Origin of the sequence: Microbacterium sp. (genome assembly GCF_040394595.1) — a bacterium.
In the GTDB taxonomy this organism is placed as follows: Bacteria; Actinomycetota; Actinomycetes; order Actinomycetales; family Microbacteriaceae; genus Microbacterium.
Genome location: NZ_JBEBSA010000002.1, coordinates 70438 through 83576 on the forward strand (window position 1 = coordinate 70438; position 13139 = coordinate 83576).

18 protein-coding genes are annotated in these 13139 nt (G+C 70.3%); 9 read left to right on the forward strand and 9 right to left on the reverse strand.

Features of this window, described 5'->3' with window-relative positions:
* The first annotated feature begins 60 nt into the window (after nucleotides 1–60).
* The 5 genes from cofE to ABWO84_RS03100 are packed head-to-tail and all read left to right on the forward strand — an operon-like array spanning nucleotide 61 to nucleotide 4763.
* On the forward strand, nucleotides 61–879 hold the full coding sequence (cofE, locus tag ABWO84_RS03080) for a coenzyme F420-0:L-glutamate ligase (protein WP_353112426.1): 819 nt from the start codon (nucleotides 61–63) through the stop codon (nucleotides 877–879).
* The gene (gene fgd, locus ABWO84_RS03085) at nucleotides 876–1892 is read left to right on the forward strand and encodes a glucose-6-phosphate dehydrogenase (coenzyme-F420) (RefSeq protein ID WP_353112428.1); all 1017 of its coding nucleotides are present in this window, start codon (nucleotides 876–878) and stop codon (nucleotides 1890–1892) included. The genes cofE and fgd overlap by 4 nt, the downstream gene beginning before the upstream one ends.
* Nucleotides 1889–2875 carry a putative F420-0 ABC transporter substrate-binding protein gene (locus tag ABWO84_RS03090; RefSeq protein ID WP_353112430.1) on the forward strand — a complete coding sequence of 329 codons (987 nt, stop codon included), beginning with the start codon at nucleotides 1889–1891 and terminating at the stop codon, nucleotides 2873–2875. Before fgd ends, ABWO84_RS03090 begins: the two co-directional genes overlap by 4 nt.
* On the forward strand, nucleotides 2872–3948 hold the full coding sequence (locus ABWO84_RS03095) for an iron chelate uptake ABC transporter family permease subunit (RefSeq protein ID WP_353112432.1): 1077 nt from the start codon (nucleotides 2872–2874) through the stop codon (nucleotides 3946–3948). Before ABWO84_RS03090 ends, ABWO84_RS03095 begins: the two co-directional genes overlap by 4 nt.
* Nucleotides 3945–4763 (forward strand): ABC transporter ATP-binding protein, encoded by an 819-nt coding sequence (locus ABWO84_RS03100; protein WP_353112434.1) that lies wholly within the window; start codon nucleotides 3945–3947, stop codon nucleotides 4761–4763. Before ABWO84_RS03095 ends, ABWO84_RS03100 begins: the two co-directional genes overlap by 4 nt.
* Before the next feature lie 39 nt (nucleotides 4764–4802).
* On the opposite strand, the gene ABWO84_RS03105 is transcribed toward ABWO84_RS03100, so the two are convergent.
* The 3 genes from ABWO84_RS03105 to ABWO84_RS03115 are packed head-to-tail and all read right to left on the reverse strand — an operon-like array spanning nucleotide 4803 to nucleotide 6378.
* Nucleotides 4803–5432: an anthranilate synthase component II gene (locus tag ABWO84_RS03105; RefSeq protein WP_353112436.1), complete on the reverse strand. Its 630-nt coding sequence runs from the start codon at nucleotides 5430–5432 to the stop codon at nucleotides 4803–4805.
* Entirely contained in the window at nucleotides 5429–5584 is a 156-nt protein-coding gene (locus ABWO84_RS03110; RefSeq protein ID WP_353112438.1) for a hypothetical protein, read from the reverse strand. Before ABWO84_RS03110 ends, ABWO84_RS03105 begins: the two co-directional genes overlap by 4 nt.
* On the reverse strand, nucleotides 5584–6378 hold the full coding sequence (locus ABWO84_RS03115) for a class E sortase (RefSeq protein WP_353112440.1): 795 nt from the start codon (nucleotides 6376–6378) through the stop codon (nucleotides 5584–5586). The genes ABWO84_RS03110 and ABWO84_RS03115 overlap by 1 nt, the downstream gene beginning before the upstream one ends.
* An 81-nt stretch (nucleotides 6379–6459) precedes the next feature.
* Here ABWO84_RS03115 and ABWO84_RS03120 point away from each other — a divergent pair, with 81 nt between their 5' ends.
* Nucleotides 6460–6699: a cell division protein CrgA gene (locus tag ABWO84_RS03120; protein WP_353112442.1), complete on the forward strand. Its 240-nt coding sequence runs from the start codon at nucleotides 6460–6462 to the stop codon at nucleotides 6697–6699.
* Between the two features lie 130 nt (nucleotides 6700–6829).
* Here ABWO84_RS03120 and ABWO84_RS03125 read toward each other — a convergent pair whose 3' ends face one another.
* Entirely contained in the window at nucleotides 6830–7699 is an 870-nt protein-coding gene (locus ABWO84_RS03125; RefSeq protein ID WP_353112444.1) for a rhomboid family intramembrane serine protease, read from the reverse strand.
* A gap of 30 nt (nucleotides 7700–7729) precedes the next feature.
* Nucleotides 7730–8287 carry a peptidylprolyl isomerase gene (locus ABWO84_RS03130; RefSeq protein WP_353112446.1) on the reverse strand — a complete coding sequence of 186 codons (558 nt, stop codon included), beginning with the start codon at nucleotides 8285–8287 and terminating at the stop codon, nucleotides 7730–7732.
* Between the two features lie 107 nt (nucleotides 8288–8394).
* Here ABWO84_RS03130 and ABWO84_RS03135 point away from each other — a divergent pair, with 107 nt between their 5' ends.
* Together ABWO84_RS03135 and ABWO84_RS03140 are read left to right on the forward strand one after the other, a co-directional pair.
* Complete coding sequence (locus ABWO84_RS03135) at nucleotides 8395–8895, forward strand: DNA helicase (RefSeq protein WP_353113191.1); 501 nt, start codon at nucleotides 8395–8397, stop codon at nucleotides 8893–8895.
* A 41-nt stretch (nucleotides 8896–8936) separates the two neighbouring features.
* The gene (locus ABWO84_RS03140; RefSeq protein ID WP_353113193.1) at nucleotides 8937–9398 is read left to right on the forward strand and encodes an aminoacyl-tRNA deacylase; all 462 of its coding nucleotides are present in this window, start codon (nucleotides 8937–8939) and stop codon (nucleotides 9396–9398) included.
* Between the two features lie 27 nt (nucleotides 9399–9425).
* Here the strand turns inward: ABWO84_RS03140 and ABWO84_RS03145 are convergent, their stop codons facing one another.
* Nucleotides 9426–10613 carry an amidohydrolase family protein gene (locus tag ABWO84_RS03145; protein WP_353112448.1) on the reverse strand — a complete coding sequence of 396 codons (1188 nt, stop codon included), beginning with the start codon at nucleotides 10611–10613 and terminating at the stop codon, nucleotides 9426–9428.
* 22 nt (nucleotides 10614–10635) lie between these two features.
* On the reverse strand, nucleotides 10636–11058 hold the full coding sequence (locus ABWO84_RS03150) for an NUDIX hydrolase (protein ID WP_353112450.1): 423 nt from the start codon (nucleotides 11056–11058) through the stop codon (nucleotides 10636–10638).
* Nucleotides 11059–11158: 100 nt separating this feature from the next.
* On the opposite strand from ABWO84_RS03150, the gene ABWO84_RS03155 reads away from it, so the two are divergent.
* Complete coding sequence (locus ABWO84_RS03155) at nucleotides 11159–11614, forward strand: iron chaperone (protein WP_353112452.1); 456 nt, start codon at nucleotides 11159–11161, stop codon at nucleotides 11612–11614.
* A 1-nt stretch (nucleotide 11615) separates the two neighbouring features.
* Here the strand turns inward: ABWO84_RS03155 and ABWO84_RS03160 are convergent, their stop codons facing one another.
* The gene (locus tag ABWO84_RS03160) at nucleotides 11616–12761 is read right to left on the reverse strand and encodes an aminotransferase class V-fold PLP-dependent enzyme (protein WP_353112454.1); all 1146 of its coding nucleotides are present in this window, start codon (nucleotides 12759–12761) and stop codon (nucleotides 11616–11618) included.
* A gap of 33 nt (nucleotides 12762–12794) precedes the next feature.
* Complete coding sequence (locus tag ABWO84_RS03165) at nucleotides 12795–13031, reverse strand: hypothetical protein (RefSeq protein ID WP_353112456.1); 237 nt, start codon at nucleotides 13029–13031, stop codon at nucleotides 12795–12797.
* Nucleotides 13032–13139: the final 108 nt, after the last annotated feature.

A 13139-nucleotide genomic window follows, 5' to 3' on the forward strand; every position in this document is an offset into this window, starting at 1 on the left:
ACCTGGGCGGACGGGACGTGGTCCCGGCGAACGTCCTGATGCGACCCTGCGGAGGCGCCGATGAATGCCCCCTCCTTCACCGCGTGGGCGGTTCCCGGGATCGGCGAGATCGACGCGGGTGACGACCTGGCCGCCGTCGTGCTCGACGCCACCCGGGGAGACCCGCTGCAGCACGGCGACATCGTCGTGATCACCTCGAAGATCGTCTCCAAGGCGGAAGGGCGCACCGCACCGCTCGCGGAACGCGAGCGCGCGATCCGCGACGAGACCGTCCGGGTTGTCGCGACCCGCGCACGGGAGCGCAGGGAGCCGGTTCGGATCGTGGAGAGCCGCCTGGGCATCGTCGGTGCCGCCGCGGGAGTGGATGCCTCGAACGCACCCGAGGGCATGGTGCTCCTGCTCCCGCTGGATCCCGACGGATCGGCGCTGCGGATCGCGACCGCGCTGCGCGATGCGGGTCCCGAGGTCGGCGTCGTCATCTCCGACACCCTGGGCCGCCCCTGGCGGGACGGCCAGACCGACATCGCCATCGGCGCCGCCGGCGTGCACGTCTTCGACGAGCTGGAGGGGACGACGGACGTCGCCGGCCGGCCGCTGACGGTCACCCGGCCCTGTCTCGCCGACGAGATCGCGGGGGCCGCCGAGCTGGTGAAGCCGAAAGCCGGCGGCACACCGGTCACGGTGCTGCGCGGACTCGACAGGGCCGTCGGGCCTCTGGACCTTCCGGGGGCGCGCAGCATCGTCAGACCGGCGGAGCAGGACCTCTTCCGCTGGGGAGCCGCCGAGGCCTTCGCACTCGGCCTCGCAGAGGGACGACGTGAACGGCGCACGCCGAGTGGAACGGTGACCGGTCGGACCGGATCGGAGAGCATACGATGAGCCTGACCCTCGGGTACAAGGCATCGGCCGAGCAGTTCGGCGCACGCGAGCTGGTCGAGCTCGCCGTGCAGGCGGAACGGCACGGGTTCGAGTCGGTCGCCGTCAGCGATCATTTCCAGCCCTGGCGGCACACCGGAGGCCACGCGCCGTTCTCCCTCGCCTGGATGGCGGCGGCCGGCGAGCGCACGTCGACGATCCGGCTGGGCACGAGCGTGATCACGCCGACCTTTCGCTACAACCCCGCCGTGCTCGCCCAGGCTTTCGCGACGCTGGGCTCCCTCCTCCCCGGACGCGTGTGGATGGGCGTGGGCACCGGCGAGGCCCTGAACGAGCTCGCGGCGGGGTTCCGCGGCCCGGGAGCGCAGACATGGCCGGACTTCCGGGAGAGGTTTGCGCGTCTGCGCGAAGCGATCCGCCTCATGCGCGCCCTGTGGACCGGGCAGCGCGTGAGCTTCGACGGGGAGTACTACTCGACTCATGACGCATCGATCTACGATCTGCCGGAGAATCCCGTGCCGCTCTATGTCGCGGCGAGCGGACCGACCGTCGCGCGGTACGCGGGCCGCGTCGGCGACGGGTTCATCTGCACCTCGGGCAAAGGCATCGCCCTCTACCGGGATGGTCTCCTCCCCGCAGTCGGCGCCGGTGCGGCCGCGTCGGGGCGCACGATCGAGGACGTTGACCGCATGATCGAGATCAAGGTGTCCTACGAGGAGACCTGGGAGGCGGCGCGGGAGAACATCCGATTCTGGTCGCCGCTGTCGCTCACCCCCGAGCAGAAGCACGATCTGTCCGACCCGGTGAGGATGGAGGCAGCGGCCGACTCGCTCCCTCTCGACCGGATCGCGCAGCGGTGGATCGTGGGCGTGGATGCCGACGAGGTGGTCGCGCGGATCGGCGAGTACGTCGACCTGGGCTTCACCCATCTCGTCTTCCACGCTCCCGGGCACGACCAACGCCGGTTCATGGACCTGTTCGAGCGCGACCTCGCACCTCGGCTGCGCGACCGATGAAGACGCTCCATACCCTTGCCGCCGCGGGGATCGTCGCGGGCCTGCTCCTGCTCGCGGGGTGTGCCGCGCCCTCCGCGCCGCAGGCGGAGCCCGCACACCGCGGCGGGTTTCCGCTCGTGCTCGACAACTGCGGCACGGAGGTGACCTTCCGGGCGCCACCCGAGAGGGTCATCGCGATCAAGTCCACCTCGATCGAGATGATGCTGGCGCTCGGCGTCGGAGAACGGATCGCCGGCGTCGCCTATGTCGATGGCCCCGCCTCACCTGCCTGGGCCCCCTCGGCCGACCTCCCGGTGATCTCCGACCGGGTCCCGGGGCAGGAGGCGGCGCTCCAATGGGAGCCCGATCTGATCTACGCCGGGTGGGAGTCGGCCTTCTCACCGGACGGCGTCGGAGACCGCGCGGCCCTCGCCGCCCTGGGCGTGCGCACCTGGGTCTCCCCGGCGGCCTGCCAGGGGCCGGGCGCCCGTACAGCGCCGCTGACGTGGACGGACATCTGGACGGAGATCGAGACCACGGGCAGGATCTTCGACGTGGAGTCCGAGGCGAACCGGCTGGTGCAGTCGCAGAAGACGCGTCTTGCCACGATCGAACCGGACGACCGCGGGCTCACCGCGCTCTGGTACAGCTCGGGGAGCGCCACGCCCTACGTCGGCGGAGGGACGGGGGGCCCGCAGCTGGTGATGGACGCCGTCGGCCTCAGGAACATCGCCGCCGAGGTTCCTGAGGCGTGGACGAGCCTGTCCTGGGAGGCGGTGGTCGCCGCCGACCCCGACGTGATCGTCCTCGTCGACGCCGACTGGGGCTCGCGGGAGAAGAAGATCGCGCAGCTCGAGTCGAATCCGGCGACCGCCGCGCTGTCCGCCGTGCGGGAGAAGCGGTATCTGACGATCCCGTTCGCCGCGAGCGAGGCGGGGGTCAGATCGGCGGAGGCCGTCGATCTGCTCGCGGACCAGCTCGACCGCATCGCGGTGAAGCGATGAGCGGCACGCGCACCGGCCTGGTCACCCGACGGACGGCTCCGCTCGCCGACGCACCGGCGGTGAGGACCGGGCGCGTCGGCATCGCCATCAGCGCCGTCGTCGTCCTCCTCGTCGCGATCACGGCGGGCGTCTCGGCGGGAGCGGCGGACATCTCCTTCACCGACGTCGTCGCCAGCGTCCTGAGCCACGTCGGGATCGGTGAGACCCCCCTGCCCCCGGCGAAGGACGCGATCGTGTGGCAGCTGCGGATGCCGCGGGTGCTCACCGGAGCAGCGGTCGGCGCCGGTCTCGGTCTGTGCGGTGCGATCGTCCAGGCCGTGACCCGCAACGCACTCGCCGACCCCTACCTGCTCGGCCTCTCCTCCGGAGCGTCGCTGGGCGCCGCGGTGGTCATCCTGCTCGGCGCCGCCATCGCGCTGCCGGTCGCCGCCTTCCTCGGCGCGTCGCTCGCCCTGTTGACCACGATCGGGCTGGCCGGGCTGGCCGGGCGCGGCACCGGTTCGACGAACCGGACGATCCTGGCCGGGATCGCCGTCTCCTCGCTGTTCGCGGCGGGCACCAGCCTGCTCGTCTTCTGGAGCGCGACCGGAGACACCTATCGCGAGATCCTCGGGTGGCTGCTCGGCACGCTCGGCGGAGCGAACTGGACGACCACGGTCACCGCCGCGGTGGCGTTCGTGGTCGTCGGCCTGCCGCTGTGCGCAGGGGCGACCACCCTCGACGCGTTCGCCTTCGGGGAGACCGCCGCCCGCGGCCTGGGGGTCAACGTCTCCGCGGTGCGGTGGGTGCTGCTGGGCGGCTGCGCCCTGCTCACGGGGGCGCTGGTCTCGATCAGCGGATCGATCGGCTTCGTGGGGCTGGTCGTTCCCCATGCCGTCCGACTGCTGGTCGGCAACGGGCATCGGGCGGTGCTGCCGCTGTCCGCGCTGTTCGGATCGATCATGATCGTCGTCGCCGATGCGACGGCGCGCACCGCCTTCGCCCCCCGAGAGCTTCCGGTGGGAGTGCTCACCGCGCTGGTAGGCGCCCCGGTGTTCGCCATCCTGCTGGTCCGGTCGCGGAGGCGCGCATGACCGTTGACACGCCGCGGACGATCGCTCACCGCATCGCCGGCGCCCGCGCGGAGCGGGTCGCCTTCCGCCAGGGCGGAAGGCTCGTGATCGACGACGTCTCGATCCGTCTGCGTGCAAGCAGCGTGACGGCGCTCGTGGGCCCGAACGCCGCCGGGAAGTCGACGCTGCTACAGCTGCTCGCGCATCTCCTGCGGCCGGATTCCGGCGCCTCCCTCCTCGGCGGCGACGACGTCGGAGCTCTGTCGAGGCGGATCCGTGCTCGCCGAATCGCGATCGTCGAGCAGAACGCCCACACCGAGCTGGACCTCCGGGCCCATGAGGTGGTCGAGCTCGGACGCCATCCGCATCTGCCCGCGCTGGGGGGACCGGGAGTCGACGACCGGACGCGGTGCGCGGAGTCCCTCGAACGTGTCGGCGGCACGGAACTGGCCGAACGGTCGTTCCGGGAGCTGTCCGGCGGAGAGCGCCAGCGGGTCCTCCTCGCTCGCGCCCTCGCCCAGGAGCCCGAGCTGCTGCTGCTCGACGAGCCGACCAACCACCTCGACGTGCGCGCGCAGCTGGAGGTTCTCACCCTGCTGAACTCTCTCGCCGAGGACGGGATGACGATCTTCACCGCGCTGCACGACCTGAACCTCGCCATCGCCCACTCCGACGACATCGTGGTGCTCTCCGAAGGCAGCGTTGTCGCCGCCGGGGCGTCGCGCACGACCCTCACCCCGTCGCTGATCGCCGACGTGTACGGTGTGCGCGCCGAGGTGATCCCTCGCGATGGACGTCCTCCGATGCTCGCCTTCGACGGTGTCATCGAAGGGTGACCCCGTCGATGACACCGAGGCGGGAGGTGCCCGCCAAGCTCATTCGCGCGGTCGGTGAGGTCCGCTGACCGCGCCATCGTCGCAGCGCAGGCCCGAGAGCCAGTTGGCCAGCAGCCGGTGACCGTGCGCGGTGAGGATGCTCTCGGGGTGGAACTGCACGCCGAGGAGCGGCAGTGATTCGTGCGCGATCGCCATCACGGTGCCTTCCGGTGTGCGCGCAGTGACGCGCAGCTCGGCGGGGAGCCGTTCCTCGGCAAGCGCGAGCGAGTGGTAGCGGCCGGCCGCGAAGGGCGAGGGGATGCCGGAGAACAGCGGCGATCCGTCGTGGTCGACCTCCGACACCATGCCGTGCATGAGCTCCGGCGCCGCAGTGACCGGGACGCCGAAGGCCGCGCCGATCGCCTGGTGCCCGAGGCAGACGCCCAGGAGCGGCGTCCGGCGGGCCGCGGCGATCCGCACCACGTCGACCGACGCGCCGGCCTCCTGCGGAGTTCCCGGACCGGGGGAGACGAGCACCCCGTCGTAGCCGGGCATGAGCACGGTGAAGTCGTCGGCGTCCTCGGCATCCGCCTCGACCATGTCGACCTCTGCGCCGAGCTCGCGCAGATAGCCGATCAGCGTGTGCACGAAGCTGTCGTGGTTGTCCACCACGAGCACCCGGGTGCTCACTGCACGTCGACCTCGCCCGGGGTGATGAAGGGGCTCACCCACGGGAAGACGTAGAAGAACAGACCGTAGAGCACGGCCGCCAGCAGGATGAGCACGATCAGCAGGCGCACCCACCACGGGCCGGGCAGCAGACGCCAGAGTGCGGCGTACATCAGCGGGCTCCTTCCGCAGAGGGCGGTGCGACATCGACGTGGGCGAGCGACGCCGGCGGCCCCTCGATGCGCGGCTGGAAGCTCTCGAACACACCGTAGGCCACGATCCGCTCCGCGAGCGAGTAGAGGGGAGAGCAGGCGGTGAGGGTGATGTACCTCTCCCCGGTCTGCGCCTTGGGCATCTGCGGCACGTCGAGGAGCACGTCCACGGCCGAGGGCTTGACGTACTCGAGCGTACGGAACCGGTAGGTGTACCAGCCCTCGGGCGTCTCGACCACGATGGCGTCGTTCAACCGCAGCTTGTCGATCTTGTTGAGCGGCTTGCCCCACGTCGTGCGATGCCCCGCGACGGAGAAGTTGCCGACCTCGCCCGGCATCTTCGACTCGGTGTACACGCCGATCCCGACATGGTCGAGCGTGCGCTCACGCGACGTGCCCCCGGCGATGTTCTTCACGTAGTCGTCGCCGAAACGGGGGATGCGCATGAGCGCGAAGGTCTGGCCGTCGGCGGGGTGCGGCAGCACGGGCGGCTCGTACCAGGTGGTGCCGTCGCCCTTGTCCACGACAGGGGGCGGCGTGGGGGCGGGCTCGTCCGCCCATTCCTTCACCACGTCGGCGCCCTTCGCGTTCTGCTGGGCGTCGATGATGATGTCGCCCACCCACATCTGCCAGACCACGAAGAGGAGCACGAGAACCCCGGCGGTCAGAAGCAGCTCGCCGAGGACGCTGGCGAACGTCGCCCGCGATCGACGCTTCCTGCGCCGATCGCGACGCAGGGGTGCCGATGCGGTCATATCCAAAGTCTAAGACGACTCGGCGGGACATCGCTGAACCCGACGATCAGGAGAGGGGGTCTCCCGGGTAGACTGTCGGGCATGGCACGCTCCCGCACACCCGAAGACGAAGGCGCCTCGCGCGTCGAGGGCGAAGAGGCCCCGAACGCCGCCTGGTTCAAGCCGGTCATGGTCGGCCTCATGCTGCTCGGCCTCGTCTGGATCCTCGTCTACTACATCTCCGGCCAGCAGTACCCGATCCCGGGCATCACGGCATGGAACCTGGCCATCGGCCTCGGCATCGCGCTGATCGGCTTCCTGATGACCACGCGCTGGCGCTGACCGGCATCCGATCTCACGCGAAGGCCCCCGCATTCCGGTGCGGGGGCCTTCGTCGTCTCCACAGCCCGAGTCCCCAGTTATCCACAGGCTTGTGCACAGCTGGGGAGAATTACACCGGTGTGATTCCAGGTCACACGCCGAGCACGACGCGCGGCACGACTGCGGCCAGCACGACCAGCACCAGCACGACGGCGGCCAGCAGGAGGATCTGCACCGTGCGCTGCTCCCTACGCTGGGTGCGCGCGTAGATGAAGCCGATCAGGGCGCCGACCAGCGCCCCGCCGACATGCGCCTGCCAGGCGATCTGACCGCTGAAGACGAAACTCACCACCAGGTTCAGCCCCAGCACCACGGCGATGCCCGTGATGTTCGCGCCGATGTGTCGGCCGATGACGAGCAGCGCGCCCATGAGCGCGAACACGGCTCCGGAGGCCCCGACCGTCGCGATGTCCGGGCTGATGCAGGCCACCGCGACCGATCCGCCGAACCCGCCGATGAGATACAGCGCCAGGTAACGGCCTCGGCCGAGCATCGGCTCGAGACTGCGCCCGATCATCCACAGGGCCAGCATGTTCAGCAAGAGGTGCCAGATGCCGCCGTGCACGAACATCGCGGTGAGCATCCGCCACGGCTCGAAGGAGTACTCCGGAAGGAGATAGAGACCGGCGAAGCGCATATTGAGCGTGATCGCCGGTCCGATCCCGGGGAACAGCTGCAGCACGCTGATGACCGTCGTGACGGCCATGATCGCGTAGGTCGCGAGGGGGCGGGCGTCGGCGGCGATCGATCCGCGCCACTGCCGGCGGGCGCGGCGCTGGGCCGGGGACTCGGCCTTGCGCTGATCCTTCAGGCATTCGGGGCAGATGACACCCACCGGCGCCTGGGTCTGGCATTCCGGGCAGATCGTGCGCAGGCAGCGCTGGCACAGCACGAAGCTCTGCCGATCCGGATGCCGGTAGCAGAAGTTGTCGCGATTGGCGGTGAACTCGGTCGACGTCATCCGGATCGGCCTGTGCTGTGGAGGAGGGGGTCAGGCCGCGACGACGTCGATCGACTGCAGCACGACCGGCTCGATCGGACGATCGCCCGCCGCGGTCGGGACTGCCGAGATCGTGTCGACGACGGCCTTGGACGCGTCGTCGGCGACCTCGCCGAAGACGGTGTGCTTGCCCATCAGCCACGGGGTCGGATCGGTCGTGATGAAGAACTGCGATCCGTTCGTGCCCTCGAGCTGACCGGTGATCGCATTCCGGCGGAGGCCGGCGTTCGCCATCGCGAGGATGTAGGGCTCGTTGAAGTTCAGCTCAGGGTGGATCTCGTCGTCGAAGTTGTAGCCCGGGCCCCCGACGCCCTGACCGAGCGGGTCGCCGCCCTGGATCATGAAGTTCGGGATGATGCGATGGAAGATGACGTCCTTGTAGAGGGGACCCTCTCCCGGCTTGCCGGTGGCCGGGTCGGTCCAGGCGCCGGTGCCGTCGGCCAGGCCGACGAAGTTCTTCACCGTGTTCGGCGCGTGGTCTCCGAAGAGGTTGATGACGATGTCGCCGTGGTTGGTGTGCAGGGTTGCGACGTGCGAAGGGTGAGCCATGGGCCTATTCTCGCAGAGCATCCTTTGAGTTCGGCCCGATTGCCTGCCCGGTCACAGGCTGGTCTGGCAAGATGGGGGCGACGGACTCCGATCGACGGGAGAACAACGTGAACCTCAGCCGCAAGCGCAAGAAGGAACTGCGCAAGCTTCAGGACGATGCCGGACGACTGTGGGAGTCGCAGCAGGTCCTCGTCGGCCAGGCGGCGAACGTCGCCCGCGAGGCCGGCCGCCAGCTCGGCAACTTCAACCGCGAGCAGGTCATGCCTGTCGTCCAGCAGAACTACGAGCACCACGTCGCCCCGCGCGTCGACCGTGCGCTGCAGATCGGCCGCCACGTCGTGGACGACAAGGTCGTCCCGGTGGTCGGCGGGGTTGTCGGCACGGCGCTGTCGGCCTGGGACGTCGCGAACGCGAAGCGCAACGGCCAGGCTGCGGCCCGCCACGTCGTGGTCGCGCCGGAGAAGAAGGGCCCGGGCCTCGGTCGCGTCATCGCGATCGTGCTGGGCGTGACCGCCGCGGTCGGCGTCGCCATCGCCGCCTGGCAGGCCCTCCGCGCCGATGACGAGCTGTGGGTCGCGGACGACCCGCTGTCGCCGCCGAACGCGTGACCGGCCCCGCCATCCCCGAGCCAGCCGACCGGCACTCGCGGGTGCGCGACGCTGCGGCCGCACGCGGTCTCGACATCGAGATCCGCGAGCGACCCGCGGCGGGGAGCCTGCACGAAGCTGCCGCCCTGCTGGGCATCGATCCGTCCGGCATCGTGAAGACCCTCGTGGTGAAGCGCTCCGACGACACTTATCTGTTCGCCCTGGTGCCCGGGGGCCGATCGATCTCCTGGCCGAAGCTGCGCGCCGTCGTCGGGGTCAACAAGCTTCGGCTGCCGGAGGCGGAGCTCGCCCTCGCGGCCACCGGTTACGAACGCGGAACGATCGTGCCGATCGGCAGCACCACGGACTGGCCCGTGTTCGCGGACGAGACGATCGTCGGGCAGCGCGTCGCGATGGGCGCCGGCGCCCACGGTTACAGCCTGTTCGTGGACGCCGACGCACTCATCGCGGCCTATGGTGCGACGGTGGCCGACATCTCCGAGCCCGAACGACCCCGCGACTGAACCCGCTCAGGAGACCTGCGCGCCTCCTCACCGTGTGTGCAGCAGCCGCCCTCCGGCGACGACGATCTGCCGGGGAAGGACACGCACCAGGGCGTCCATCGGGTTCTCGGCATCGACGAGCACGACGTCCGCGCGGGATCCGGCGTCCAGCTCGTTGCGCGTGACCCCGGCGAACGGAGCCGCCGCCGAGGTGGTCAGCTCCACCACCCGCCGCAGATCCTCGTCCCGCACGATCCCCGAGCTCCGGGCGTACTGCCAGGCAATGCCCATCAGGTCACCGGTGCCGTAAGGGCTCCACAGATCGCGGATGCCGTCGGTGCCGAAGCCGAACCGCACGCCGGCGTCATCGAACTCGTGCAGGCCGAGCTGCGGCATCCGCAGCGGGGCGACCGTGGTCATCGTGATGCCCAGTCCCGCCATCGACTGCAGCAGGTCCCTCCGCCGCGTCGCATCGACCTCGACGATCGCGAACCCGTGTGCGATGTTCACCCTGCCCTCGAGTCCCCGGCGCTGCGTGCGCTCGATGATGAGGTCGAACTGGAACGCGCCGAGGGAACCGCCGTCGTGCAGGTGGATGTCCACGCCGCAGCCGTACTCCGCGGCGAGCGCGAGGATCGCGTCGATCTGTCCCACCGGATCGCGGTCGATGCCGGCGGGGTCGAGCCCGCCGATGTGCTCCACGCCGGCCGCGGCGGCGTCCGCCAGAAGCTCGAGCACGCCCGGCCTCCGGAGCACGCCGTCCTGCGGGAACGCGACGATCTCGCACGCGAGCGCCCCCTCGTAGGCGGCGACGGCCTCGCGCACCGCCTCGATCCCGCGCAGCCCGACGCCGAGATCGACGTCCACATGGGTGCGGAGGGCCGTCGTGCCGTGCCGCACGAACTCCGCGAGGACGTTCGCGGTGATCCCAACGCTCGGAATGCCGAGCTCGTCACGCCGCGCCCGCTCATGCCGGATGCGTCCCTCGGTGCCCGGTGCGCCGCCGTAGGACTGCCATGGGTGCCCCCACCACGACTTGTCGACGTGCGCGTGCGCGTTCACCAGTCCGGGGAGGGCGAGCAGGCCACGTCCGTCCACCTCGCCGTCGGAGACCGGAGCGGCGGAGGCCACGACCACCGCGGAGATCTCCCCTCCGGAGATCAACAGATCACTGAGCGGGCCGCCCCAGGGACGGACGTTGCGGACGGCGGAGACGGGGACGGGAGAGACGACCATGGCTCCATCCTCGCGCCTGCGCTCAGCGGATGCCCGACATCTTCAGCGCGATGTCGACGAGCTTCACCTTCTGCAGCTCGGCGATCGCGTCGAGGGTGAACCAGCCGGCACGATCGGTCGAGCCGTTCTCCTCGTAACGCAGGCGGCCGCCGGTGATGTCGGCCCGGTAGACGATGCGCAGCGTCTGCAGCGGCACGTCGGACACCGGGCGACGGCGTCCCGCGGGGATCACGCGGGAGTGGATGCCGAGCAGCTGCTGCATCTCGGCCGTGTACCCGGTCTCCTCCTTGACCTCACGACGCATCGCGTCGAGCGGATCCTCCCCCGCCTCGAGTCCCCCGCCGGGCAGGGTCCAGGCGACCCTGCGACCCTCGGTCCATCGCGCCAGCAGCACGCGATCGCGGTCATCGGTGATGACCGCGTAGGCGGCGACGCGGAGATCCATGCACTCACAGTAGTGGGCGAGCGCGTTCCGGTCAGGAATCGAGAAGCCGGGCGGGGAGAGCGGGCGTAGCGTGAGGATCACCACGACCGAGGAGGACACCATGGCAGACCGCACTGCGGACAACGGCAACTTCACTGCAGAGGAGCGCGCAGCGATGAAGGACCGGGCGAAGGAGACCCGCGCCGCACGGTCACGCACGAAGAAGTCGCCGGAGGAGGTCTACGCCGAGGGCCTCGCCGAGATCGAGACGAAGATCGCCGAGCTGCCGGACGCCGACCGCACGATCGTGGAGCAGCTGCATGCCCTCGTGCTCGAGCACGCCCCGCACCTCGTGCCCCGCACCTACTACGGGATGCCCGCCTGGGCGAAGGACGGCAAGGTGCTGTGCTTCTTCCAGCCCGCATCGAAGTTCAAGGTGCGCTATGCGACCTTCGGCTTCGAGACGCCCGCGAACCTCGACGACGGCCGGATCTGGCCGACCTCCTACGCCGTGACCGAGCTCGGCCCGGAGGAGAGGGAGTTCTTCGCCGCCCTGGTGCGGCGCGCCGCCTCCTGACTCAGACGCCGATGCGGTCGAGCGCCGCCTCGAGGCGCGCCACCGCGCCGTCGACGTCGTCGAGCTTGTCGAGGCCGAACAGACCGACGCGGAACGTCGAGAACGTGTCGGGCTCCCCGCAGTGCAACGGCACCCCGGCGGCGATCTGCACACCCTCCGCGGCGAACTTCGCGCCGGAGCGGAGTCCGGGGTCGTCGGTGTGCACGACGACGACGCTGGGTGCGGCGAACCCGGGCGCCGCGACCGAGGGAAGACCCCGGGACGCGAGCAGCTCGCGCACCCGCCGGCCGAGCTCCGCCTGCGCCGCTCGCAGCGCCTCGAATCCGCGATCCCTGGTCTCGATCATCTGCGCGAGGTTGCGGGCGATCGAGTCGGTCGGCATCGTCGCATGGTACGAGGCGGCTCCGTCGCGATAGGCGTCGGAGATCGCGAGCCACTTCCGGAGGTCCAGCGCGAAGCTCGTCGACGTCCCCGCCTCGACGGCCGCGCGCCCGGCGGCGCCGAGCATCACGTACCCCGCCCCCGGAGTGCCGCTCCAGCCCTTCTGCGGTGCGCTGATCAGCACGTCGACACCGAGCTCCGCCATGTCGACCCACATCGCACCGGAGGCGATGCAGTCGAGCACGAAGACGCCGCCGACCTCATGCACGGCGCCGGCGAGCGCACGCACGTAATCATCGGGCAGCAGCATCCCGGCCGCCGTCTCGACATGCGGAGCGAACACGACCTCCGGCCGGTGCGTGCGGATCGTCTCGACCACCTCGTCGATCGGCGCCGGGCTCCACGACGACTGCGGTGCGTCGTCCTCCGGGCGGGCGAGGTGGACCACGACGTCGGCGGAGACGTCGCCGGCATCGAGGATCTGGGACCACCGGTACGAGAACAGGCCGTTGCGGACGACGAGAGCGCGGCGCCCCGTCGCGAGCTGCCGTGCGACCGCCTCCATCGCGAAGGTGCCGCCGCCGTTGACGACCACGGCGGTCTCGGCGTTGTACGCCTCGCGGAGGATCCCGAGCGTCTGCTGCATCACTGCGACGAAGCGCTTCGACATGTGGTTGAGAGAGCGGTCGGTGAAGACGACCGAATACTCCAGCAGCCCGTCGGGGTCGATGTCGGCATGCGGAAGGTCACCGTGCGGAAGGCTCATGCCCCCAGCTTGTCACGGTCTCCCGCCGCCGTGTCAGACCTCGCGCACGCTGAGGAGACGGTAGCCCTCGGGCACCCTGGCCTCGAGTGCGGCCATGTCGTCGGCCTCGATCTCCTCGATGCCGTCGCGCCGCTCGATGCGCGCCTCGCTGGTGAGGATGGTCTCCTTCTTCGCCATCGCCACCGGCGCATGCACCACCGCCCAGCCCGGCGGCGTCTCCGCCGCGAGCAGGTCGTCGATCTCGTCGAACTCATATCCCTGGACCGTCACGGTCCGGGATTCGACAGGGCGGATGACACCGATGAGCACATATCGATCCTAGGACGCCGGCCACCTGGTATCCCACCCGTTGAACGACGGATGAACTCTCGTCGAAGA